Here is a 22,780-nt window from a genome sequence, read left to right as displayed (position 1 = left end):
GGCTTGCTTACTACAGCAATCACCCTGGCGAAAGGATTCTGAATGTCTTCCCCTGTCTCCCGGCGCCGTCGTGCCCTGACGGGCGGCACCGCCCTCGCCTTGCTGGCACCGCTGGCGTTCTTTGGCGTGCAGATCGCTTCAGCGGATCCGCCGAAGCATTCCGGCGCGGAGGGCAACCCTCCGGCCCATGCCCCCGCCAAGGGTCACCGCGGGGACGAGCCCGTCGATGATGGGGTGGACCCCACGACGTATGTGGGCAATCCCGAAGTCGTCACCGAGGGCGGGACCGGAGGGGATGTTCTGGATGGCGTGGTCTTCGATGACGCCAACCGGAACTCAATCCGGGATAAGGGCGAGAAGGGCATCCCGGGGGTAACGGTGTCCAACGGCCGCGAGGTGGTCCAGACAGACGCCAAGGGCCGCTACGAGCTGCCGGCGCAGGACAAGGACACCTTCTTCGTCACCAAGCCCGCCGGCTGGGACACCCCGGTCGATGAGAACAACGTCGCGCAGTTCTCCTACACCCACGCCCCCAAGGGCACCGCCGAGCAGGAGCTGCGCTTCGGAGGCCTGGAGCCCACCGGGGAACTGCCCGCCGCGGTGAACTTCCCGCTGTCCAAGAACCCCTCCTCGGCCGGCGAGGACATTCGGTGCCTGGTGCTGGCCGATCCGCAGGCCTACTCCAACCAGGAGATCTCCCATGCGCGCAACGGTGCCCTGCGGGAAGCCGCGGCCTATGATGCCGCCGACTGCGGTGCCCTGTTGCTGGGCGACATCGCCGGCGATGACCTGGGCATGTACGACCGGGCGAAGGAGGCCCTGGGCCTGATGGGCATGCCCGTGCGCGCGATCCCCGGCAACCACGACCTGGACTTCGACGCCACGGACGCCCGGTGGTCGTTCGATACCTACCGGCAGCACTGGGGACCGGAGAACTACTCCTATGATGTCGGCGAGGTACACGTGCTGGCGCTGAACAACGTGAAATACCCGTGCACGCCCGAGGACGACAACGCCGACGGCAAGCGGCCGGCCTGCGAGGACCCGGCCGGCGCCCCGGCGTACAACGGCCGCCTCGGGGAAGACACCCTGGCTTGGATCAAGAAGGATCTGGCCACCGTGCCCAAGGACAAGCGCGTCGTGATCGCCACGCACATCCCGCTGGTGTCCCACTCCGGCGCCGACAGCGCCCAGCACCAGACCGACGACGTCCGCACACTCTACGAACTCCTCGAAGGACGCGAGGCGTTGTCCCTGTCCGGTCATTCGCACTGGGTCGAGTCGATGGCCGAGGGGGATTCCCTCGGGGCGTGGGAGGAGGCCGTGGGGGTGAAGGCGGTGCCGTTCGACCACATCGTCGCCGGCGCCGTGTCGGGAGACTGGTACGCCGGGGACTACGACGTCGACGGCCAGCCGATGAGTTTCCAGGGCGACGGCGCGCTGCCGGGTTTCTGGACCTTCGACTTCTCCGGCACGGACTACCGGCACGCCTTCCATGCCACCGGCCGGGACGGCGACCAGATGGGCCTGGGCCTGAGCTCCCCGCACTACCGCCACTGGGCGCAGACCCTGATCGACTGGCGCGACGAGCACCCCGTCACGTGGGAGAACAAGCACAAGGACGCGGTGCCCCCGCTCACCCTGGGTGATCTCGGGGATCAGAACATGATCACCCGCGACGACCTGGACGGGGGCACCTACCTGACCGCCAACGTCTGGGCCGGCACCACCGACTCCACCGTCACCGTCTCAATCGACGGCGCCGAACCGGTCACCGCGGAGATCACCCAGCCCGCGGCGGGTGAAGAGGTCCGGCGCGGCGTCGAGTGGTCCGACCCGTCGGCGCTGATCCGCCAGCTCACCAGCGCCCGGATGTCCTACCAGTCGACCTCGGGGAACCCGGAGGCCCAAGGCCTGCACCTGTACAACGGCCAGGTCTACGGACCCTCCGCACCGCGCCCGGTGGAAGGCAACCTCGCCGATGGGTCCCCGCACCTGTGGCGCATCCCGCTGCCGGCCGACCTCGAGAACGGCATGCACCTGGCCGAGGTGGTCTGGACCGACCGCTACGGCAACGAACACACCGAGACCCTCGCTTTCGAGATCGTCGACGAACGGCCACAGCAGAGCTTCCGGCTGGACACCTTCGGCGAGGACGTCGTGTGGTGAGCCACGGTCCTCGGCCAGGCCGTCGGCAACACGGGCGGAAAGCGCGTTGTCTGCCAGATTGAACTAGGCCCAATCAGGCTCGTGCAGGACCGCCAATCAACCTCAGGTGCTCACAGGAACGCCGGGGCTACGGCGAAGACGGCGGTCAGCACGTGCCGTCGGCGGCGGGAGACGTCATGCATCAGCAGCGGCGCGTCTTCGTAAGGCACGACGTCGGTGATCAGGTGCTTGCGGATCTTGTCGCCGTGGGTGCCGAGCAGCTTGATGGTTTCGGCCGAGAGCCGGGCCCGGTCCCACTGTGCCGTGAGGCCGCGCGGTACCCTCCCGATCTGCGCGCAGCGCAGATTGAGCCCGTTGTGGTGGAATTCCTCGCCCAGCCGTACGGCGTCGGCTCCGCTGGTGTAGAAGGCGAGGTCGATGATGCTGCCCTGGGGCCGGGCCGCACGGAGGGCGGCGTGCAGCGCCTCGGGGCGTCCCCGGCATTGGAAGACGACGTCGGCGCCCCGGTCCCCGGGACCATGGCGCCATCGTGTTTTCAGGATCTTGCCGGGGTCGTCATTCAGGTCGAGGGCCAGGAAGCCCAGCTCTTCGGCCAGCTGCCGGCGGCGGGCGTCCGAGTCCGCGACGGCGACTTCGCGCGCGCCGAGAGACCGGGCGAACAGGGCGGTGACCAGCCCGATGGGTCCTGCGCCGGTGACAAGCACCAGCCGACCATCCACCCCGTCGCCGAGCGCGCGGACCAGGCCGCCGGTTTCGTCTGCCGCCGCGTGCAGCAGGCCGTTGGCACAGATGGGACCGAAGTGTGCGACGAAGACGCCCAGCAGCGGGTCAAGGTCGTTGGGCAGCGGCACCAGATGCTCGCGCAGCGGGTCGGCCACATGCGCGGTGGCGTGGCCATAGGCCGTGGCGAGGATGTCCCCTTCGGCGAAGGCGGGCGTGCGGGATTGTGCGACCCGGGCGACCTCCATGTAGCCCAGCCGGCGGATCGGATAGGCGGTCTCGGCTGAGTCCTGCAGGAACAGGCCGAGCTCGTGATCCAGGCGGGACCGCAACCCGGGGTGGTCGCCCTTGACGAAGGCCAGTTCCGTGCCGGCTGACAGGCCGGTGACGAGGGTTTCGAGCAGGAGCCCGCCGTCGGGGACTTCGGGCAGCTGCTCCTCGACAATTTCCAAGGCTCCGGCTGCGGGAATGACGAGGTTGCGCCGCTTCCTCACGGCGCTGCCCCTGCCGTGGCCGGCCGCTCTTCGGGCAGCTTCACCGGCAGCCCCGTGCGCGCCGATTCGGCAATGGCACAGCCGAGCCGGTGGCTGCGCAGGGCCTCGGCATAGGGTGCGCGGGTGCTTTCCCGTTCGCCGCGGACTGCTTCGATGAATTCCCGGTCGACGGCGATGCGCGGGTCCTCGGCACAGCCCAGGTCCGTGCGTGACGTGCCGTCGAAACTGCTCAGGCCGGCCTCGGACAGCTCCAGGTACAGGCCTCGGCTCACGATGTGCAGAGCCGCGCGGTGCTTGGCGGCCAGCACCGAGGTCGCCGCCAGCGTGGCGACGGTCCCGCTGGCAAAGCGGACGGTGGCCGCGGTGGCGTCGTCGACGTCGTCCGGCTCCGGCCCTGATCCGTCGTCCGGCGGCTGCCCGGCCTCCGTCCCGCGCACCCCGGCGGCGTAGACCTCAACGGCTTCGCCGAGCAGGAAGCGGGCGGTGTCCAGCACGTGCGTGAGCTGCTCGACCACCTGACCGCCGGAGCGGTCCATGCGCCCCCACCAGGGAACCGGCGGCCGTTTGTCCAGCCAGTAGCCGTTGGCCAGCAGGGCCGGGGCCTCCTCGAGCAGGCCGCGGGCATGTCCGACGGCGTCCATGCAGCGCCAGTGGTAGCCGGTGCCGGTGACGACGCCGGCCGCTTCCACGAGCGCTCCGATTTCCTCCGCGGTTTCCCGGCCCAGGCCGACCGGCTTTTCCACGAACAGCGGCAGTCCCCTGGAAAGGGCGGCCCGTTCACCGGGCCCGTGCGCGAACGGCGGAACGCACACGTAGACGGCGTCCGCCTCCGTGTGGTCGAGGGCCGTCTCGGGATTGGTGAACGCCGGGGCGTCCACTTCCCGCCCCAGCTTCTCGGCCGCAGCCGCATGAGCGTCGGTGACGCTGGTGATCCGGGCGCCGAGCTCCTGCAGGACGCCGACGTGCCGCCGCCCGACGGAACCGGCCCCGATCAGGGCTACTTTCACGCTCATCTGGCCTCCTGGAGGAGTTGGTCGTACAGGCGCAGGTAACTGGCAGCCATCGCCTCGGGTGTCCATGCCGCCACCGCGTCGATGCAGTCCTGCGGGCGGATATCGTCCAGTTCCTGCAGGAACCGGGCCATCTCCTGCTCATCGGCGGCTAGGAAACCGGTGCGGCCGTGGTCCACCAGCGAGGGCAACACTCCCAGCGGTGTCCCCACCACGGGGATGCCGCGGGAGAGGGCTTCCACCACCCCGGTGGCTCCGGGTTCGGCCCACCGGTTGGGGGCCAGCAGTACCCGGGCCGAGCGCAGGACGTGCTCCTTCGCTTCGCCTTCGACGCCGCCGATCCAGCGGTACCGGCCGCCGTCGAGCAGCGGCCTCACCTCCTCCCGGAAGTACCTGGCATCCGGATGGGAGGCCAGATGCGGGTCCCCTTCGGCCAGCCGGCGGTCCAGCTCGGCCGGGTCGTTGATTCCGGCGACGGGGCCGGCGAGTACCAGCGGCAGGCCCGCCAGGCGGCAGATCCTGAGCGCGGCGTCCTGCCCCTTGTCGCGGGTAATGCGCGCCAGCACCAGGGCATGCCCGGCTTTCTCCGCGTGGACGTCCAGGGCGGGCGGAGCGGCCAGCGGGACGACGCCGATCGTCTGGCGCTGCAGCGCTACTGGTGCGCGCTCCAGCTGGGACTGCGACACCGCGGCGAACCGGATGCGGCCGCGGCCGTTGAAGGACGAATAGAACGCGCTGTGCTTGCCCAGATCCCAGTGCAGGGTCTGCAGCACCGGCGGAGCAGCCGGTCCCATGGCGGCGAATACCGCCGGTCCCACCACCTCCAGGTGGTCGTGCACCAGGTCCCAGGCGCCGCCGTCGTACATGGCCTGCACCACGCCCTGCATATGCGCGTGAGCGATACCCGAGACCTGGTTATAGGGCAGGGCGATCGAGGGAAACTGGGGTTCGTCGAGGGGGCACAGGTAGGCGTCGGCCTCGATCGTGCTCGGACCCACCGTGGCGAGGGTGACATGCACTCCGGCGCGGCGCAGCTCCGGAACCAGGGTGGCGATCACCGTTTCGATGCCCCCGTACCCGGGCGGCGGAACGGGCAGCCACGGGCCGGCGTTGATGAGGATCCGCACGGCTCAGGCCACGTGCCCGGTCGCGAGCCGGTACTGGCCCACGTCCAGCATCGCCGGACGTTCGGACACTTCAACGGTGCAGCTTTGCCCGACGTAGTCCTCCCCCTCGCGCATGAACTGTGTCAGCTCGACGGCGGAAGGGGCGGCCGGGGCCAGGCCACGGCGGTGCAGCCGGGCCTGCACGGTGAGCTGGATCTGCAGGGCCATCCGGGCCAGCTCGGCGTCCGTGGAGTTGCGGTGGCAGCGCTCGCCCAGGTCCACCTGGGCCATTCCGTCCAGGCCCACGGCTTCCAACACGTCGATCAGCATGCCGGTCTCCACCCCGTAGCCGGAGACGAAGGGGATGCGTTCGAGCAGGCTGCGCCGGCCGGCGTATTCGCCGGCCAGCGGTTGGACAATCCCGGCCAGTTCGGGCCAGTACAGGTTCAGCAGCGGGCGTGCCACCAGTTCCGTGACCCGGCCTCCGCCCGCGGGCATGATTTTGACCCCGTCGTCCAGCGGCCGGTCATAGTAGCTCTTGACGAAGTGGGTCCGGGGATCGGTCAGCAGGGGGCCGATCAATCCGACGGCGAACTGCGCGTCGAACCGGCGCAGGTCCGAGTCCATGAACACCAGAAGGTCGCCGCTGGCGACGGCCAGGGATTTCCACAAGGCTTCGCCCTTGCCCGGAGTGCATCCGGTGCCGGGCAGAATCAGGTCCTGGTGGGCAACCTTTGCGCCGGCGGCCGCGGCGACGGCGGCGGTGTCGTCCGTGGAGTTGGAGTCGATCACGATGATCTCGTCCAGCAGCGGTACCGCCTCGACAAGTTCGGTGCGCAAAGCGGTCACGATCGACCCGACCGTCGCCGACTCGTTCTTGGCCGGAAGTACCACGCTGATCCGCTGGCCGGCCTTGCGTTTCACGAGTTCGTGCCGGTCGAAGCTTTTGCCTTGATAATTTCTGGCGGAGAACCACTCCAGAACGTCAGCCCGCATTCCGGCTTCCTCTCATCGAGCGCCGGTTCATCCCCCAAGGCCGGCTGTCGGTAGGATCAAGTCGAAGCCTACGGGGCCGGATCCTGCCCTGTGAATAGTTTCCGTGAGATTGGCAGGGACGGCCGGCCCCCGGAAAGGGCTGCGGATGCCGGTGCGGGCGGCTCGGAAACGTCTGCGCAAGGCCGCGGCAGTGAGGAGAATTGATGCAGCAGCAGGTCCCCGCCGGCGGCCACGTCCATCGACCCCGCCTGGTGCTGTGGCGGCACGGCCAAACCGACTGGAACGTCTTGGAAAAGGCCCAGGGACATGCCGACATCCCGCTCAATGCAATCGGCCGGGTCCAGGCCAAGCAGGCTGCCCGGCTGCTGGCAACGTTCCAACCCGATTTCATCTGGTCCAGCGACCTGGAACGCGCCCGCCACACTGCTGCAGAGCTGGCCGCGTTAACCGGGCTGGAACCGGTGCTGGACAAGCGGCTGCGCGAGTACCATGTGGGCATCAGGCAAGGCACCACCTTTGCGGAGTTCCGGGAACAGCATCCGAGCATCTACGAGAAGTTCTTCAGCGAGGAGAACTACCGGGTTCCCGGAGCCGAGCTGCCCTCCGAAGTCAACGGGCGGATGAAATCGGTCATGCAGGACGCCGCCGCGGAGCTGGCCCGGGGCGGCACCGGCGTCCTGGTGGGGCACGGTGCCGCGCTCCGAAGCGGGCTGTTGGCCTTCTTCGACGCACCGGCCCACATGCGCGAGATGTTTGCCGGCATGGCAAACTGCGCCTGGACGGTGCTGGAAAAGCACCCGGACCGCGGGTGGCAGGTCGTCGACTACAACGCCCAAACCCTGCCCGATCCCTCCTCGGCACTGGCAGACGAAATGCCGGCCGAACACGATGGCCAGGGGTAGGATCCGGCCGGGCGGAATCGCACAATCCGGCGTCTTTGTGCAACTTCGGCAGGCTGGTTGGCCGATGGTGCCTCCGCATAACGGTTGCCTGTATGTTGGATAGCTTTCTCGGCGCAGCATCCAGCAAGTCCCGCTGGCCTCCGCAAGCTTCCCTATGGACGGGGTGAATGCTGGAACAAGCTTTTCATAAGAGGACACGTGCAGAATACGCCCTACGCCGCGCATCATGCCGGCGCGTCCACGGCCGGTGTGACCGGCGAACCGAGGGAGACGGTAAGAATGGCACGCACAACCGGGGTTTACGCAGTGCTCCTGTCCGCAATGCTGATGCTCACAGCTTGCGGAGGTGAAGCAGCCCCGGAAGGGACCGCCGAGCCGGCCACGTCCCCTACCGCCCAATCTCCGCAGACCACCTCGGCGGCCAAAACATACACCAACGACGACCTCAAGGAAGTGATCGCGGGTCTGGAAGACGCGCAGGGCCAACAACTTTCAGTCGTTCCGGCGGCACAAATCGATCAGGGACTCACGGCTGCGAAGGAATTGCTGGCGAACGCGACCATTACCCCTGAAGCCTGTTCCATGTTCGCGACCGAACAGACCCGGATACCCGATGGCAGCACCTACGCCGCCGGAGCCAGCCACTCAGCCGAAGAAAAGTCTCAGACCATCATCACCCTCGTCGCCGTCCAAGACCCGCGAGTCGTCGCCGAGCAGCTCGAACAAGCACAAGAATCCATGCAGCAGTGCGCCGACTTCGAAATCGAAGCGGAAGGACAGAAAATCAGCAGCAAGATCACCCCACTGGACGTGATCACAGACGGTGAGCAGTCCCTCGGCTCCATCACCACCCAGAAGTTGCCGAACGGGCAAAGCCAGAAGGTCATGTCCGTAGCCGGAACGCAAGGATCCCTCGCGGCCACCGCAGTGAAAATCGGAGTCGACATCGAGGAAGAAGCTCAGGACGAACTCATCAAACTCGTCAACGACGCGCTTGCCCAAAGCGAGTAACCAACCATCTGCATAAAGGAGAATATGACCTGGATGGGTCGCCTTAACCTAACTACGGGCTCCGGATATCGTTACACACAGCAAACCAGGTGACGAGGTCAGAACCGGACCCAAGCATATTCGGAGAGCGCGCCCTCCGGCATTCCAGATAGCTTGGATAATCTCAAGCTAACTCGAAACGCGGAGGAAAAATCATGCCAGCAAGAGATGTCCTAAGCCAGGAGCAAATCCAAGCAAATCTGCTCCAGTTGCCGGAATGGCGTTACGGTTTGGGTGCTTTGCGGACCGCAGTTAAATGCGAATCATCCGCAGCTGCCTTGGACTTGCTTTCCGCCATTGGCCGGCTGGCACAGGAATCCGACCACCACCCTGATGTGGACTGGCGGTACGACACACTGTTCATCACGCTCACTTCGCATGATGCCGGCGACAGGGTGACGGCGCGTGACGTGACGCTGGCTCGTTCAATATCGCGGCAGGCCCAAGCCACTGGCGTCACGCCCCTGCCGGAACTCTTGCGAACAGTGGAGATAGCCATAGACACAGATGCCTCGGAAGCCATTTCGGAAGTCTGGCGGACGGCACTGGGCTACAAGAGGCACGAAGACGGAAGCCTGATCGATCCCTATGGCAGGGGTCCGGCCATTTGGTTTCAGGAGTCCCAGCGTCCGAGCGAGAATCGTTTTCACCTGGACGTCACCGTCCCCTTCAGCGAAAGCAGCTCGACTCTGGATGCCCTGGTAAGCGTTGGTGCAACACTCGATGATGAACATGCGCCCATGTGGGTAGTTGCCACTGATGCCCAAGGCAACCGGCTATGCATCAGTACTGAAGCCGGACGCGGCGACTAGACGCGTAAATTCAGGCTGCCTCGGCAAAGGGCGGCAGCCTGACCTTCCTGTCAGCCGCAGTCGCCGCCACCGCCCCCGACATCTCCGCCGTAGGCAGTGGCTCCGAAAGCCCCCGTGCTGGCTGCATCCGTGCTAGCAGGAGCCCGGGCACCCTTTACTGGTCGGCGGTCGGCGCGGGCACCCAATACCACCCAGGCGATACATGCCGCACAAAGGATGCCAACAATGATGGCGAATTCCATACTTGTCTCCTGTCGTTGAGCTCAGAGTATGGGCGGAATAGGCTTAGGGCAACAGTTCCAGGGCAAGACAATTCAGTGACTGGTGCGCCCGCGGGATGAGGCCAACGTCGGGGGCAGCATTCGGTCGGCCACCATTCCGGTCACCATTGAAAATAGCGTTTTGTGGAGGACGTCCACGGCTTTCTCCTCGGCGGGCCAGGTCTTTGGTGGTGACCCGGCACCGGTGGCGTTCTCAATTGTTTGGTCAAAGCCCAGTCGCATCACGGTGTGCCATATATTGGCGTGCAGTCCGCGAATGCCCGTGGCGGCCCACACTCCTCTCAGGGCGCCGAGGCTGGCACCGGTGAAGTAATGCATCAGGTGATTCCACAGGAGGGGCTTGGCATCGTTGGCGGGGCAGATGGCCATACCAGAAGTCCCGATAATCAGGGGGCCTCCCCTGCGGACCGCGAAAGCCATGGCTAGCGAGTTACCAAAACCGTAAGCATACTTATAAACACGGGCTTTTGAACCCAGAGTTGCCCATAGCGGGCATCGGGCCTACATCGAGGAGGAGCTTCGATGCGCATCAAGGATTCCGTCGTTGTGATCACCGGTGCGTCAAGCGGAATAGGCCGCGCCACTGCCCTCCGTTTCGCCCAGAAGGGCGCCCGCGTCGTGCTCGCGGCCCGCCAGGCACAGGCTTTGGAAACGCTTGCCGTCGAATGTGAACGGCGCGGGGCGCAAGCACTGGCAGTGCCGACCGATGTCAGCGACGCGGCCGCCGTGCAGGAACTCGCGGACCGAGCGGTAACACGCTTCGGCAGAATCGACGTCTGGGTCAATAACGCCGCGGTCAGCTTTTTCGCTCCGTTCCTGAAGGCACCCGTCGAGGACTTCCGGCGCCTCATCGACGTCAACGTGATGGGCTACGTGCACGGGTGCAGGGCCGCGCTAGCGCAGATGCAGCAGCAGGGAGCGGGAGTGGTCATCAACGTTTCCTCCGTCGTGGGGGAAATCGCCCAGCCCTACACCTCCGCCTATTCGATGTCCAAGGCCGCCATCCGCGCCCTGGGCGTTAGCCTGCGCTCGGAACTGCGGCTCACCGGCAGGAAAAACCTCAGGGTCTGCACGCTTCTGCCGGCAACCATCGACACCCCGTTCTTCCAGCACGCCGGTAACTACACCGGCCGCAAGGCCTTGCCATGCCGCCTGTGTACACGGCGGAACGGGTTGCCAAAGCCATCACCGCGCTGGCGGCCTCCCCTCGCGCGGAAGCCGTCGTCGGACCGCTTGGACGGGTCATGGCCTTGCAGCACAGGCTCACCCCGCGCTTGATGGAAGGCGCCATGGCGGCCCAGGTTAACAGGACACATCTTTCGCGCAGCGAGCCAGCGTCCACGACCGCGGGAAACCTCTACTCGCCTCAGCCCTCGCACCCGAAGCCAGCAACGGGAGGCGGCTGGCACGGAAGAAGAAAAACCGCGCTGCGCAGGACAGGCGCCACCCTGCTCGTCCTCACCGCCGCCGGAAAGCTCACCAGCACGCTTGCCCGACGCTACCTTGGTTCCGGTGGACCAGGAACGCGGACCTCGTGATCTCACCCGCGCACGGCTGACGCCCCTGTCCCCTGACTGCTCAAACCTCTAGGCGGTTCGACGGTGAAACCGTCTTTTCCGGCTTGCACTGCTCGTCCCGCCCTAAACCAGAACCGGCGCGGCCGGTCAAGAGCTCCTACTTCCGGCCGGCATCAGTGAACTCCTGATCGACGGGCCCGGCACGAGGTCAACGCGCCCGGGCGATGTCGCCCCCCCCCCCGACGAACGACTGACAGCAACGTCCGGATCTGCCGCCAACCGGAAGGAACGCACTCCCGGAATTCGACACTTGGCATGGTCCTTGGTGTGATGGAGACGGAAGAGCGAAAAGTTGACACATCAACTATCCGCGCTAGAGTAGATGCATATGCATGTACATGCATATGCCCGTCCCCGGCACCTGCATCGGTCTCATTCCCGCGGGCTGCTGCGTCAAGCATCCCGCAGGTGGACTTCTGCAGTGCCCCACTGAACCGGCGAGGCCACGTGACGGGGACTATCTGTAAGGAGGAAATCGTGGTTGACAGTTTGACTCAGCACAGCGGCTCCATCGGGACCGTGTCTCAAAAGGGCATCCCCGACGAGGTAGATGTAGCAATCGTCGGTTCCGGCGGGGCTGGCCTGATGGCGGCGCTCACTGCTGCCAGGGAGGGCGCAAGGGTTCTCGTTGTCGAGTCGCGGGAACTCGTCGGAGGCGCCACCGGCATCTCCGCGGGTGCCGCCTGGATCCCCAACCACGGCTTCTCGACCAAGGACCTCAAGGTCGAGGACAACCTGGACCAGGCCCGGCGCTACATCTACGGCCAAGGTCGGGACAAGGTTCTCGACCACGACTTGGTGGAGAGCTTCTTGGAAGCCGGACCACACGTCGCGCGCTTCATCGAAGAGCACACCTCCTTCGGGTGGATCCCGACGATCTGGCCGGACTACCGCTCCGACATCGACGGCGCGTCCGTCGGCCGGGCGCTCTTCCCCGGCCCCTACTCCCCCGAAGGACTGGGGGAGGCCGCACAGTACGTGCGGCCAGCCCTCACCACGGGCATGGCCAAGAACCCGCTCCCGTTCTGGTTGCTGGGCGGTATCGGCATCGACGACGTCTGGCTCGCGGGTCCGGCACTGGTCGGTGCCCTGCTTGAGGGCAGCCTGCGCAACGGCGTGGACGTACGTGTGGAGGCGCCCGCAGTCCGACTGGTCACGGATAAGTCGGGCGTGCGGGGAGTCGTCGTACGGGCCGATGGCATGGAGCACACCGTACGCGCCACCAAGGGAGTCCTGCTGGCCAGCGGCGGGTTCGAAAGCTCGGACGAGGTCACGACCCAGTACCTCGACGCGCCCTTCGGCGTGCAGGTCTCACCGAAGGGCCATGACGGCATCGCAGTCCAGTTGGCCAAGGAGATAGGCGCCGACCTGACCGGGATGGAGGACGCCTGGTGGATGCCGGGGGTGCAGTTGCCCGGCGAGGAGTTGGAAGGCCAGCCGCTCAGCCGGGTCTTCCTGGGAGAGCGGGCGCTGCCGCACAGCATCATGGTGAACAGCAAGGGCGAGCGTTTCGCGAACGAGGCGTTGGCCTACGACCAGTTCGGACAGATCATGCGCGAGACCGACCCGGAAACGGGCGCCATGCCCAATGCCACCGCGTGGTTGATCTTCGACCAGAACTACTGGGAGAAGTTCGGTATCTTCGGCGTCACGCCGGGCGGAAAGGTGCCCGATTACCTCCACCGCGCTGAAACCTTGGCAGAGCTAGCGGCCAAGATCGGCGTAGATGAGGTGGGGCTACTCCGCACCGTTGACCGGTTCAACCCTGAGGCCGCACGAGGCCGCGACCCGCAGTTCAACCGTGGTGACACTATGTTCGACCGCTACTTCGGTGCCTACTATCCGCGGCTCGGCAAATACTCGCCCGATGCGCGCTTCCCCGCCGCCACCGCAAAGGCCAGGGTGCTCATCGCCAAGGCCGTCGGTCCGATCGCGAGCAAGCTCGCGGGACGGGTGGCGAAGAAGAACGACCCCGAGCGTCTTCGTTCCTTCGTGGTCCGGCCCCTGGCGAAAATCATCCGGCCGGTGCTGAAGAGCCCGCGGTCGAGCGTGCTGGGCCCGGTCGACACTGCCCCCTACTACGCGCTCAAGGTCGAGGCCAGCGCACTCGGCACTGTCGGTGGCCCGAAGACCGACGCACTCGGGCGCGCGTTAGACACCGAGGGCGAAGTCATTGACGGCCTTTACGCCGCCGGCAACGCAGGCGGCGCCCCCACGAAGGGGTTCTACGGAGGCGCCGGCGGAACGATCTCCCTCGGGCTGGTGTTCGGCTACCTGGCCGGACGCGAAGCAACCCGGCGGCAGGACGGCGCCTAAGCACCAGGTGCTCTGGCGGGGTCGCACCTCCTGTTGGGGGTGCGACCCCGCCTTCGTGCAGGTCCTGATCCGTGGCGCCGGCATCGGCGGAAGGTGGCCACCTACGACATGAACGCCGCCTGCTGTTTCCGCACTGCAAGGTCAGCTGCGTTTACCCTTGTCCCCCACGCCTCCGGTGGCGGCGGTGAGTTTTCCGTAGGCAACAAGGTTGTCTTCGAACCTGCCGTTCTGCGGGTTGTACCCGTCGCAGGTGATGAGCCGGATCTCTGCCTGCGTGGTATTCCCGTACACCTGCAGGGCCGGGAAGTTGTCTTTGGCATATCGCTTGATGACCGTCAGCCGGAAGACCGCCGTCGTGCCATCTTCGCGCTCCACCCTGACTTCGTCTCCGGGTACCAGTTCCTGCAGTCTGGCGAAAACGCCCGGGCCCCCGCCCAAGGCGTTGACGTGACCCAGGAGGATCGAGGGCCCCCTTTCCCCCGGCGTCGGGGAATTGATGTACCACCCTGCCGGGGAGCCGGCCTCTTCGGGCGGCACCTCCAAGGTGCGATCCTCCTGCTGTGCGAGGTCGATGATGTCGCTGCTAAGCCCGATCCGGGGAATGCTCAACGCTAAAGGCCTGGCTTTCTCCATCACGGGGGAATCGCCGCCGGCAGCGGGAACGGCGGCTTGGGGCGCGGCTGTTTTCTTGCCAGCCTGTTCCGGCTCTTCCCCCGGTTCACGCCCTTGGCCCGGGCGGGGAGCCTGCTCGACGGCGGTACCCGAGGGTGCGGAAGTCGAGGGTGCGGAAGTCGAGGGTGCTGAGGCCGAGGGTACGGAGGGTGGGGGTGGTGACCCGGTAGCGGAGGGTGCAGCGCACCCCGCATTCACGGCCAGGACAAGGGCCAGCCCGGCGAAGAAGGGTGGCCCTGTCCGTGCCGTCTTCACGCCGGTCAGTCCTTGGAAGCGGAACGCCTGCGTGCGACGGCCACCGAAGCGCCTGCAGCAAGCAGAACCCCCAGACCTGCGGCGAGGGACATCGCGCTTCCGTCTGTTTGCGTTGGGGTCTCGACGCCTGTGTCGGGGGCACCGCCTGGCATCGGCCCGGTCATCTGGGAAGCAACCAAGGTTCCGCAGGCCGCGGAAAGTGTGGCGGCCAGCGGCAGCCCCGGGGCTTCAGGGCTCATTTGTTGCTGGGCAGCCGGAGGGAGCCTGTTCGGGTCTACGCCATGGACCTCCACCGTTGCAGTTCCGGCCTGGATTGCCGCTATTGTTGCCGGATCCAGGGTCAGGGTCCGTTCATAGGTGTAGGCTCCGCCGGCGGGGAAGCGGTCGGTTGCCACCATCGAGGCCGGGCTGGTGTCCCCTTGGACTGTCAGCGAGGTACTGACGGCACCGGCATAAGGTTCGCCCTCGGGTGAACTGACGACGCCGTCGCCGTCGGTGTCTGCTGCCGGCCCGGGGCACAACCCCTGGCCGCCGATGTGAATATGCTGGCCGTGTGGGAACGGTGCGTTCATCCAGATTTCCGCGGCGCCCGAGACGTTCATGCTGACCGTTGCCTGCTGCCCGTGTATCTCGATCATCGCCTGTCCGGCGGTTCCGCTGTTGTTGGCCGGCGCAAGGTCAGCCTGCCACACGCCGTCCTGGGCTACAGCCGGCCCGGCCGCGAAAGCCATCGCGCCAATCGCGACGGCAGGGGCAATGAGAAGAGTCTGTGCCTTCATGATGTAGGCCTCTCAGAAAATAGTAAGGGTGCTTACGGTTCTCCCGTGCGTCACACCCTAATCCAATGCCGTCGATCTGAAAAGTCTTTACTCAGCCTGCGTCGCCGAGCAGGTGGTACCAGCTTTCGGCGAGGACCCCGAGCGCCTGGCCACGGTTTGGTTCTGAGGTGCGGCTCGTCCAGAGGGTGGAGACGTAGTTGAGCTGGGTGAACGCGAGCGTTCCGCGGACGTGGTGCGTCTCCTCCGAGAAGCGGCCGGCCTGCTGCATGCCGCGGACGAGGTCGGAGACTACTTCCTCACGCCAGCCCATGACCAGGGCCCGCACTTCGCGGTCGACGGCGGCAGCCTCGTCGAGGACATCCAGGTAGGGGCGGAAGACGGGCCAAAGTACTGCGCGCGACTCGAGCCAGTCGAGGATGCCCGCTGGCTCGCCCGCGCGGACCACATCCACGAGCTCGGGGGCCGTCGATGCATGGCCGGGTCCGGCGGCGCGGTCAAGGACCCCATTCACCCGGGTCATGAAGTCCTTCATCAGATCGCTCCGCGAGGGGTAGTACGCGTAGAAGGTCACCCGGGTGGTGCCGGCAGCGGCAGCGATATCGTCGATGGTCGTGGCGGCGTATCCCTTGTCGATGAAGAGTTCGAGCGCCCGTTCGACGATCCTGTCGCGGGTCAGCTGTTTTTGGGCTTCTCGCAGCGACGGCATCAAGACTTCGCCGGCGTAGCCGGTTGCAGCGCCGAACCTACATTGGCGAGGCGACGCAGTTTGGGAATGGGGATGCGGTAGTTGATCGCCGCCGCGGTTCCGGGGCCGCCGTCCGCGTTGTCCCAGCGCAGCAGCATCGAGTCGGGCTCGCCGCCCGGCTCCAGGTAGTCCGGCGCCCCGGTCACGGGTGTGAAGCCGATCGCCTTGAGGGACAGCCCGAATCCTTCGGTCCAGAAGTACGGTTGGAAGTCGAGCTCCGGCGCGGCGTCGCCGTTGAGCAGGCCGGCAGCCGCGACCTTGGCTTGGTCGATGGCGCTGGTCCACAACGGCACGCGCCGCACGCTGCGGCCGGTCGGGAAGAACGCCACATCACCGGCGGCAACGACGTCCGGCCGGACCCGGCCCCGCGAATCGACGCGCAGCGCCCCGTCGAGGAGGAGACCCGAACCGGCCAGCCACTCGATGTTCGGTTCGTCGCCGATGGCCGTGACGACGAGGTCCGCCTCAAGCCGGGTGCCGTCGGCAAGGGCAACCCGCGCCCCCGAGCCGGAGTCAATGAGTCGCGCCCTGCTGCCGCCGACGAACCGCAGCCCGCGCCGGGCGGCGGCGGCAGTGAAGATCCCGGACAGGTGGTCCCCGAGTTGCCGCGAGAGGGGCTGCACGTCGGAGACCAGCGTGACGTCGCAGCCGACGTGCAGGCAGCCGGACGCGATCTCCATGCCCAAGGGTCCGCCGCCGACCACGATCACCGAGGGGCGGCCCGAGACCCGCTGCTTGAGCGCCACCGCGTCCTCGAGCGTGCGCAGGGTGAGCTCCCGGGGAGCGCCCTCTGACAGCGGGCTCGGGTTAAGCCGCTTGGCCCGTGAACCGGAGGCGATGACCAGGCCGTCGTAGGGCAGCTCATCGCCGCCGTCGGTCCGGACGATCTTCGCCTCCGGGTCGATGCCTGTGGCGCTGACCCCGAGGAGGTCGGTCGCTTCGTGCGTTGGCTCGGGCAGCTCGTGGGCTTGCAGCCCGCCGTCGCCGTGCAGCAGCGCCTTTGAGAGGGCCGGGCGGCTGTACGGGTGGCGCGGCTCGGCCCCGACGACGGTCAACTCGCCGTCGAACCCGTTCGAACGCAGCGAGTCGCACGCGGTGAGCCCGGCGATGCCGTTGCCGACGACGACGATCCGCCGCAGGGTCATTTCTCCGCCAACCGCAGCGCGGCCACCGGGCACACCCGTACCGCGGCTTTCGCAGCGGCCAGCTCCGCCTCGTCGACCACGGGGACGTCGATCACCAATTCGCCGTCGTCGTCGAGGTGCATGAGTTGGGGCGCGGCTTCCTCGCAGAGTCCGTGTCCTTCGCAGCGGGGGCGGTCAAGTTCGATCCTCACACTGCCACCGCCTTCACGACGTCGAGGCGTTCGTGGCTGCGCGTGATGTTGCTGGGCACGCGGACCTCGTCGCCAATCTCCAACACCTTCGCCCGGCGGGCCAGGGCTTCGATGATCGCGTGGGCCTCAAGCTTCGCCAGGCCCTGGCCGGCGCACCCGTGTGGCCCGTAGCCGAAGCTGAGATGGTCCACCGGGTTGCGCGTGACGTCGAAGACGTCGGGATTCTCATAGTGCCGCGGGTCGCGGTTGCCGGCGCCGAACAGGATGCCCAGCTGGGCTCCTGCGGGAACGGTTGCACCATCGATCTCGACGTCGCGGGTCGCCGTCCGGCCCCAGATGTGGATCGGGGGCCAGTAGCGCAGCACCTCGGCGAACGCTGCGGGCACGAGCTCCGGGTTCTGGCGGACGAGCTCGAGCTGCTCCGGGTGGCGGCCGAAGAGTGCGACGATGTTCCCGATGGAGGCGATCGTGGTGTCGACGCCGGCGCCCAGGTACTGGTGGATGATGTGCCCGGCGGCTCCTTCCGGAATGTCGCCACGGGCCTCGGCGTCGAAGATGCCGCGGCCGATCGACCCCGGTACAAGGTCCTCGGCAGTGACGGAGGAGCACCAGCCGTAGAGCTCGCCGGCGATCGGGAAGTTCTCCTGGGTGCGGTGGTTCATCGGCCCGAGGACCTGCATCGCGGCCTGCCCCCAGCGCAGCATGTTGTCCTTGACGTGGCCGCTGAAGCCGATGAGGTCGGCGACGATTTCGAGCGGGAAGGCACGTGCCAGCGAGTCGATGGCTTCGAAGCTGCCGCTGGCGACGAGCTCGGCGACGAGCTTGTCCGCTTTTTCGTCAATGGTGACCTTCAGTCCGCGCAGGGCGCGCGGCGTGAGGTTCTCCGACAGGGTCGCGCGCAGCTGCGTGTGCGTGGGCGGGTCGGAGGCGAGCGAGGTGCCCTGCAGCGCCTCGTTCACCATCGGGTTAAAGCCAAGGCTGGTGGAGGAGAACGTCTCCGGATCGGCGAGGGCGTCGCGGATGATGTCGTAGCGGGTCAGGACGTAGAGGTCATTCTTCGGCAGGCGGACGACGCCGGCCTGATCGCGCAGGGCGGCGTAGGTGGGGTACGGGTCGACGAGGACGTCATCGGCCCAGATGTCGATGCCTGCTTCGATCGGTGTGGTCACGGTGTGCTCCTTTGATCGTCCTGGGTGGGGGTCGGAAGCCGGACGATGGGGACGCCCATTGCCTCGGAGAGCCGCGCCTCGGCAGTGAGGCGTGGAACACAGTCTGCCCGTTATCTTTACAGCATGTCAAGTGAAATTATGTTGTGCATCACGGAGAGGAGGGTAGACTGCAGTCTCCGGGTCGTACTGGATAGGACGATATGAAGCTGAGCCGGCGCTTGAGATCAGGCCTCGTGATCCCACCGGGCAAGGTTCCCGCCGCCTACGAGCATCTAGAGGAGTTCCAGGCCCTGACCGAGGAGCACGGCGACCGCGCGACCGGCACCTCCGGGTACGAGGCCGCGGCCCAGTACGTCGAACGCCAACTCGCGAGTGCCGGCTATCGCAGCACGCGCCAGTACTTCACCTTCAAACATCGCGGCGAGCAGATCGAGACCTTCAATGTCCTCACCGAGACCGCATCCGGCAGCGACGAGAACGTGATCATGCTCGGGGCCCACCTCGACGGGGTGCCCGGCTGTCCGGCGATCAATGACAACGGCTCCGGGGTGGCGGCCGTGGTGGAGGCCGCCAAAGCACTCGGACGGCAGGAGGGCCTCAGCAACAAGGTGCGTTTCGCCTGGTGGGGTGCCGAGGAGTACAAGAAGGAATACGGGTCCCGGCACTACGTCAAGCACCTGGCCAAGCGCGACAGCGAGGCACTCGACAGGATCGCGGCCTACTTGAACTTCGACATGATCGCCTCGCCCAACCCCATCATTGGCGTCTACGACGCACGGGACGCCAAGCCTCATCACGACGTGCCCGAAGGTTCGACGGAGATCATGGACGTCTTCACTGACTACTTCGACGCCCGGGACCAGCCCTGGGTCGCCACCGATTGGGACATGGACTCGGACCAGTTGTCTTTCGTCAAGAAGGGTGTTGCCGTGGGCGGGCTGTACAGCGGAGACGACGAGAAGAAAACCACCAAGCAGGCCCGCCTTTTCGGCGGCACCGCCAAGCGGCCCTGCGATCCGAACTATCACCGGCCAGGCGACGACCTCAGCAACGTCGATCTGGATGTGCTCAGCCTGATGACCGAGGCGATCACGCATGCCGCCACCCGCCTGGCCAATGACCACGGCGCCCTCAAGCCAGCGGGCACGGGTAGAACCCCTCCCCAAGGTCGTAAATGACAAGTGGGCTGAAACCCTACGGCTGCTAGCCGTGCTCGACCGCCATGTTGGCGAAGCGTGAGTAGTGGCCCTGGAAGCCGACCACGATGGTCTTGGTCGGGCCGTTACGGTGCTTGGCCACGATGACGTCGGCTTCGCCGGCGCGCGGGGATTCCTTGTCGTAGATGTCCTCGCGGTGGAGCAGGATGACCATGTCGGCGTCCTGCTCGATCGAACCGGATTCGCGCAGGTCGGAAACCATCGGCTTCTTGTCCGTACGCTGCTCCGAGCCACGGTTCAGCTGCGAAAGCGCGATGACGGGGACTTCGAGTTCCTTGGCCAGCAGTTTCAGGGCACGGGAGAACTCCGAGACTTCCTGCTGGCGGGATTCGACGCGCTTGCCGGAGGACATCAGCTGGAGGTAGTCGAGCACCACCAGCTTCAGGTCGTGCCGCTGCTTGAGCCGCCGGCACTTGGCCCGGATTTCCATCAGGGACATGTTGGGGCTGTCGTCGATGAACAGGGGCGCGTCGTTCATCCGGCCCATGGTGGTGGCGATCTTGCCCCACTGCTCGTCCTTGATGGTGCCCTTGCGCAGGTCCTGAAGCCCGATGGTGGCTTCCGCGGAGAGGAGGCGCATGGCGATTTCGTTCCGGCCCATTTCCAGGGAGAAGAAGACCGTCGTCATGTTGTTCTTGATCGCGGCAGATCTCGCAAAATCCAGTGCGAAGGTGGATTTGCCAACGGCCGGCCTGGCCGCGATGACGATCATCTGCCCGCCGTGCAGGCCCTGGGTGAGCTCATCGAGTTCGTAGAAGCCGGTGGGCACGCCGGTCATGCCTTCGCCGCGGTGTCCGGCGGATTCGATCTCGTCGACGGTGCCTTCGATGATGTCCTTGAGCGGGACGTAGTCTTCGGCGGTGCGGCGCTCGGCGACGGCGTAGATCTCGGCCTGGGCCTGGTTGACGATGGCGTCGACTTCGCCGTCCTGCGAGTAGCCCAGTTGAACGATCTTGGTGCCGGCGTCGACCAGGCGGCGGAGCACGGCGCGTTCCCGGACGATCTCCGCGTAGAAGCCTGCGTTGGCGGCCGTGGGCACGGACTGGATCAGGGTATGCAGATAGGCGGGTCCGCCGATGCGGGAAATCTCGCCGCGCTTGGTCAACAGGTCGGAAACGGTGACGGCGTCGGCCGGTTCGCCGCGGCCGTAGAGGTCGATGATGGCCTCGTAGATGCTTTCGTGGGCGGGGCGGTAGAAGTCCACGCCGCGGAGCACTTCAACGCAGTCGGCGATGGCGTCCTTGGAGAGCATCATGCCACCCAGGACCGATTGCTCGGCGACGAGGTCTTGCGGCGGCGTGCGGCCGAATTCGGAGTCCCGACCTGTTGCCGAATCCGCGTGCGCTAACGACACCGCTGCCTGCTTTCTTTGCTCATCGAACCGGATACCGCATCCCCCTCAGGTTCAGAATTACCAGCCGGATCGGACGATTTCGTCGGACCGCCAAGGGCGCGCGTACTGCAATTCAGCGAGCGGGGTGCGAGTGGGATACTCCGCAACGGTAACCCCCTTCCCCCTTCCCACCAAGCGAGTTATCCACTCCCCCTGTGGATAAAATGTGGATCAGTGGGCGTGTCTTGTGCACAGGCTGTGCGCAGAGCTGTGGAAACATTAGTTGACTCGTGAGTAACCCCGTTCTGACCTGCGGAAACGCTATCCACGGGCTGTGGACAAAAAGAAATTTGTTGTTGATTTTTCCGCGATTTTTGCTGTTGACAGATTCGGAATAGACGCGTAAGGCAAAACTTATCCACGGGTTATCCACAGCCTGGAATTACAGGGCTGTGATGCCCTCTTTCGAAGGCTGTTGGCGCGCGGGCCATGGTCCGGGACGTACGATTCAAGTATGGAATTTGTGGTGCCGTTGCTCATCGCCGTACTGGTGGTCGTGATCGGCCTGGTAATTATGCGGTTGCTTGCGCGTAACAAGGCGCGCGGGCCCCGCCCGGGGAGCGGATCGTCGGCAAGGCCGGCAGCTGCCACGACCCGGGAGGCCGCCGCGGCGGCCAGCGGGCGCTTGAACCAGCAGCAACACACAGCCGTCTACGCGCTGATCGCGCAGGGGCAGGCTTTTGCTGCGATCCGGGAATACCGCACCGCCACCGGTGCCGGGCTCCGGGAGGCTACCTCCGCCGTCGCGCAGATGTCCGCGCACCCGCAGCCCTACACGGCACCCCGCCAGGGTGCCGCCCCTACCCTCCGCCCGGAGGACGAGGGGTCCGGGGAGCCGTCCCCGGCAGGCCCGGAGGACAAGGAAGCCTGGGAGGCTCCCCCGGCTCACCCGGGGGACGAGGCGCCGCATCAGGCAGCCGCTGCGGACCTGCCGGAGGACGAGGAGCCACGGGCGGCGGCCCCCGCATACCCCGCGGACCCCGCGGACAAGGTGGTGCCGCCGGCGGCGCCGGCTCCCGCACCGCTTCCCGAGCCGGCCGGATACCGGTACCGGGCCATCGTGTCCAAAGGCGACACCATCAGGGAGGTGGCCAGCACCCGCCTGAACGACGCAGTGTTCCAGCGCATCCGCACCGCGGCCCTGGGGGGAGATCGCGACGGCGCCGTCCGGTTGCTGCTGGAGCACTCGGAAGCGACCGAGGTGGAAGCGCGCGAATTCGTGGATTTGATCGAGCCGGACGAGGAGCCCTAACTACAGGTCCGCACGCGCGGCCGGCGCCGCAACGATCCCGGGCCCCTGGCGGTGCTGGCAGCGGGCAGGGCTTTCTGGAACACTTCAGCCATGGCCGAGAACAAGACTGCACCCACGGACGTACCCGTCGACGTGTTCCTTGCATCGGTAGAACACCCGGTGCGGCGCCAGGACGGCGAGACCGTGTTGCGCCTCATGCGGGAAGTGACCGGCGAGGAACCGGTCATGTGGGGCCCCTCGATCATCGGCTTCGGCAGCTACCACTACAAATATGCCAGCGGCCGCGAGGGTGACGCCGCCGCCGTGGGCTTCTCGCCGCGGAAGGCCAATCTGGCCCTCTACGGCCTGACGTACGCGCCCGGCTCCGCGCCGCTGCTGGAGCGCCTGGGCAAGCACAAAACCGGCGCCGCGTGCCTGTACATCAACAAGCTCGCGGACATCGACCTCGACGTGCTGAGGAAACTGGTCCAGCTCGGCTACCGGCACATGACCACCACCGACCACGAGTCCCTGCAGGGCCAGCGTTAGG

Annotated in this window: 21 protein-coding genes; 9 read left to right on the top strand and 12 right to left on the bottom strand. The window is 66.4% G+C overall.

What is annotated here, in order from left to right:
* Positions 1-42: 42 nt before the first annotated feature.
* Positions 43-2,169, top strand: coding sequence for a calcineurin-like phosphoesterase C-terminal domain-containing protein (locus AC5RVG_RS08640; protein WP_494013510.1), 2,127 nt, complete (start codon positions 43-45; stop codon positions 2,167-2,169).
* 110 nt (positions 2,170-2,279) lie between these two features.
* Here AC5RVG_RS08640 and AC5RVG_RS08635 read toward each other — a convergent pair whose 3' ends face one another.
* From AC5RVG_RS08635 to AC5RVG_RS08620, 4 genes are read right to left on the bottom strand one after another with little or no spacing between them, the layout of a single operon-like run.
* Positions 2,280-3,383, bottom strand: a complete 1,104-nt coding sequence (locus AC5RVG_RS08635) for a zinc-binding dehydrogenase (RefSeq protein WP_494013509.1) — start codon at positions 3,381-3,383, stop codon at positions 2,280-2,282.
* Positions 3,380-4,396 carry a Gfo/Idh/MocA family protein gene (locus AC5RVG_RS08630; RefSeq protein WP_494013508.1) on the bottom strand — a complete coding sequence of 339 codons (1,017 nt, stop codon included), beginning with the start codon at positions 4,394-4,396 and terminating at the stop codon, positions 3,380-3,382. Before AC5RVG_RS08630 ends, AC5RVG_RS08635 begins: the two co-directional genes overlap by 4 nt.
* Positions 4,393-5,520: a glycosyltransferase gene (locus tag AC5RVG_RS08625; protein ID WP_494013507.1), complete on the bottom strand. Its 1,128-nt coding sequence runs from the start codon at positions 5,518-5,520 to the stop codon at positions 4,393-4,395. The genes AC5RVG_RS08630 and AC5RVG_RS08625 overlap by 4 nt, the downstream gene beginning before the upstream one ends.
* Positions 5,521-5,523: 3 nt before the next feature.
* A complete protein-coding gene (locus tag AC5RVG_RS08620; protein WP_494013506.1) occupies positions 5,524-6,495 on the bottom strand; it encodes a glucosyl-3-phosphoglycerate synthase in 972 nt (323 codons plus the stop codon).
* A gap of 203 nt (positions 6,496-6,698) precedes the next feature.
* Here AC5RVG_RS08620 and AC5RVG_RS08615 point away from each other — a divergent pair, with 203 nt between their 5' ends.
* The 3 genes from AC5RVG_RS08615 (at position 6,699) to AC5RVG_RS08605 (ending at position 9,259) form a co-directional block, all read left to right on the top strand.
* Positions 6,699-7,397 carry a histidine phosphatase family protein gene (locus AC5RVG_RS08615; protein ID WP_494013505.1) on the top strand — a complete coding sequence of 233 codons (699 nt, stop codon included), beginning with the start codon at positions 6,699-6,701 and terminating at the stop codon, positions 7,395-7,397.
* Positions 7,398-7,676: 279 nt separating this feature from the next.
* Entirely contained in the window at positions 7,677-8,408 is a 732-nt protein-coding gene (locus AC5RVG_RS08610) for a hypothetical protein (protein WP_494013504.1), read from the top strand.
* Positions 8,409-8,602: 194 nt separating this feature from the next.
* Positions 8,603-9,259, top strand: coding sequence for a 4a-hydroxytetrahydrobiopterin dehydratase (locus tag AC5RVG_RS08605; protein ID WP_494013503.1), 657 nt, complete (start codon positions 8,603-8,605; stop codon positions 9,257-9,259).
* Positions 9,260-9,573: 314 nt separating this feature from the next.
* On the opposite strand, the gene AC5RVG_RS08600 is transcribed toward AC5RVG_RS08605, so the two are convergent.
* The gene (locus tag AC5RVG_RS08600) at positions 9,574-9,909 is read right to left on the bottom strand and encodes a hypothetical protein (protein ID WP_494013502.1); all 336 of its coding nucleotides are present in this window, start codon (positions 9,907-9,909) and stop codon (positions 9,574-9,576) included.
* A 153-nt stretch (positions 9,910-10,062) separates the two neighbouring features.
* Between AC5RVG_RS08600 and AC5RVG_RS08595 the strand changes: the two genes are divergently transcribed.
* Both AC5RVG_RS08595 and AC5RVG_RS08590 read left to right on the top strand, forming a co-directional pair.
* Complete coding sequence (locus AC5RVG_RS08595; RefSeq protein WP_494013501.1) at positions 10,063-10,818, top strand: SDR family NAD(P)-dependent oxidoreductase; 756 nt, start codon at positions 10,063-10,065, stop codon at positions 10,816-10,818.
* 776 nt (positions 10,819-11,594) lie between these two features.
* Positions 11,595-13,433 carry an FAD-dependent oxidoreductase gene (locus AC5RVG_RS08590; protein ID WP_494013500.1) on the top strand — a complete coding sequence of 613 codons (1,839 nt, stop codon included), beginning with the start codon at positions 11,595-11,597 and terminating at the stop codon, positions 13,431-13,433.
* Between the two features lie 141 nt (positions 13,434-13,574).
* On the opposite strand, the gene AC5RVG_RS08585 is transcribed toward AC5RVG_RS08590, so the two are convergent.
* From AC5RVG_RS08585 to AC5RVG_RS08560, 6 genes are all read right to left on the bottom strand, one after another.
* Entirely contained in the window at positions 13,575-14,066 is a 492-nt protein-coding gene (locus AC5RVG_RS08585; RefSeq protein WP_494013772.1) for a class F sortase, read from the bottom strand.
* Positions 14,067-14,365: 299 nt separating this feature from the next.
* Entirely contained in the window at positions 14,366-15,139 is a 774-nt protein-coding gene (locus AC5RVG_RS08580) for a hypothetical protein (RefSeq protein ID WP_494013499.1), read from the bottom strand.
* 91 nt (positions 15,140-15,230) lie between these two features.
* Positions 15,231-15,845, bottom strand: coding sequence for a TetR/AcrR family transcriptional regulator (locus AC5RVG_RS08575; protein ID WP_494013498.1), 615 nt, complete (start codon positions 15,843-15,845; stop codon positions 15,231-15,233).
* A complete protein-coding gene (locus tag AC5RVG_RS08570) occupies positions 15,845-17,029 on the bottom strand; it encodes an NAD(P)/FAD-dependent oxidoreductase (RefSeq protein WP_494013497.1) in 1,185 nt (394 codons plus the stop codon). Before AC5RVG_RS08570 ends, AC5RVG_RS08575 begins: the two co-directional genes overlap by 1 nt.
* Positions 17,026-17,220 (bottom strand): ferredoxin, encoded by a 195-nt coding sequence (locus AC5RVG_RS08565; RefSeq protein ID WP_494013496.1) that lies wholly within the window; start codon positions 17,218-17,220, stop codon positions 17,026-17,028. Before AC5RVG_RS08565 ends, AC5RVG_RS08570 begins: the two co-directional genes overlap by 4 nt.
* Positions 17,217-18,389: a cytochrome P450 gene (locus AC5RVG_RS08560; protein WP_494013495.1), complete on the bottom strand. Its 1,173-nt coding sequence runs from the start codon at positions 18,387-18,389 to the stop codon at positions 17,217-17,219. The genes AC5RVG_RS08565 and AC5RVG_RS08560 overlap by 4 nt, the downstream gene beginning before the upstream one ends.
* Before the next feature lie 218 nt (positions 18,390-18,607).
* Between AC5RVG_RS08560 and AC5RVG_RS08555 the strand changes: the two genes are divergently transcribed.
* Positions 18,608-19,567, top strand: a complete 960-nt coding sequence (locus AC5RVG_RS08555) for a M28 family peptidase (protein ID WP_494013494.1) — start codon at positions 18,608-18,610, stop codon at positions 19,565-19,567.
* 25 nt (positions 19,568-19,592) lie between these two features.
* Here AC5RVG_RS08555 and dnaB read toward each other — a convergent pair whose 3' ends face one another.
* The gene (dnaB, locus tag AC5RVG_RS08550) at positions 19,593-20,960 is read right to left on the bottom strand and encodes a replicative DNA helicase (RefSeq protein ID WP_493941666.1); all 1,368 of its coding nucleotides are present in this window, start codon (positions 20,958-20,960) and stop codon (positions 19,593-19,595) included.
* Positions 20,961-21,453: 493 nt separating this feature from the next.
* Between dnaB and AC5RVG_RS08545 the strand changes: the two genes are divergently transcribed.
* Together AC5RVG_RS08545 and AC5RVG_RS08540 are read left to right on the top strand one after the other, a co-directional pair.
* Entirely contained in the window at positions 21,454-22,251 is a 798-nt protein-coding gene (locus AC5RVG_RS08545) for a hypothetical protein (protein ID WP_494013493.1), read from the top strand.
* 90 nt (positions 22,252-22,341) lie between these two features.
* Positions 22,342-22,779: a DUF1801 domain-containing protein gene (locus AC5RVG_RS08540; RefSeq protein WP_494013492.1), complete on the top strand. Its 438-nt coding sequence runs from the start codon at positions 22,342-22,344 to the stop codon at positions 22,777-22,779.
* Position 22,780 lies beyond the last annotated feature (1 nt).

Source organism: Arthrobacter senegalensis (assembly GCF_059091765.1).
Note: the sequence above shows the minus strand (reverse complement) of the source record. Positions and strands in the feature narration are given on the sequence as shown.

Bases quoted from the DNA above. Each gene is read 5' to 3' on its own strand.
- AC5RVG_RS08640 (WP_494013510.1), top strand. From the start codon at position 43: ATGTCTTCCCCTGTCTCCCGGCGCCGTCGTGCCCTGACGGGCGGCACC.
- AC5RVG_RS08630 (WP_494013508.1), bottom strand. From the start codon at position 4,396: ATGAGCGTGAAAGTAGCCCTGATCGGGGCCGGTTCCGTCGGGCGGCGG.
- AC5RVG_RS08620 (WP_494013506.1), bottom strand. From the start codon at position 6,495: ATGCGGGCTGACGTTCTGGAGTGGTTCTCCGCCAGAAATTATCAAGGC.
- AC5RVG_RS08615 (WP_494013505.1), top strand. From the start codon at position 6,699: ATGCAGCAGCAGGTCCCCGCCGGCGGCCACGTCCATCGACCCCGCCTG.
- AC5RVG_RS08610 (WP_494013504.1), top strand. From the start codon at position 7,677: ATGGCACGCACAACCGGGGTTTACGCAGTGCTCCTGTCCGCAATGCTG.
- AC5RVG_RS08605 (WP_494013503.1), top strand. From the start codon at position 8,603: ATGCCAGCAAGAGATGTCCTAAGCCAGGAGCAAATCCAAGCAAATCTG.
- AC5RVG_RS08600 (WP_494013502.1), bottom strand. From the start codon at position 9,909: ATGGCCATCTGCCCCGCCAACGATGCCAAGCCCCTCCTGTGGAATCAC.
- AC5RVG_RS08595 (WP_494013501.1), top strand. From the start codon at position 10,063: ATGCGCATCAAGGATTCCGTCGTTGTGATCACCGGTGCGTCAAGCGGA.
- AC5RVG_RS08585 (WP_494013772.1), bottom strand. From the start codon at position 14,066: ATGGAGAAAGCCAGGCCTTTAGCGTTGAGCATTCCCCGGATCGGGCTT.
- AC5RVG_RS08580 (WP_494013499.1), bottom strand. From the start codon at position 15,139: ATGAAGGCACAGACTCTTCTCATTGCCCCTGCCGTCGCGATTGGCGCG.
- AC5RVG_RS08575 (WP_494013498.1), bottom strand. From the start codon at position 15,845: ATGCCGTCGCTGCGAGAAGCCCAAAAACAGCTGACCCGCGACAGGATC.
- AC5RVG_RS08570 (WP_494013497.1), bottom strand. From the start codon at position 17,029: ATGACCCTGCGGCGGATCGTCGTCGTCGGCAACGGCATCGCCGGGCTC.
- AC5RVG_RS08545 (WP_494013493.1), top strand. From the start codon at position 21,454: ATGGAATTTGTGGTGCCGTTGCTCATCGCCGTACTGGTGGTCGTGATC.
- AC5RVG_RS08540 (WP_494013492.1), top strand. From the start codon at position 22,342: ATGGCCGAGAACAAGACTGCACCCACGGACGTACCCGTCGACGTGTTC.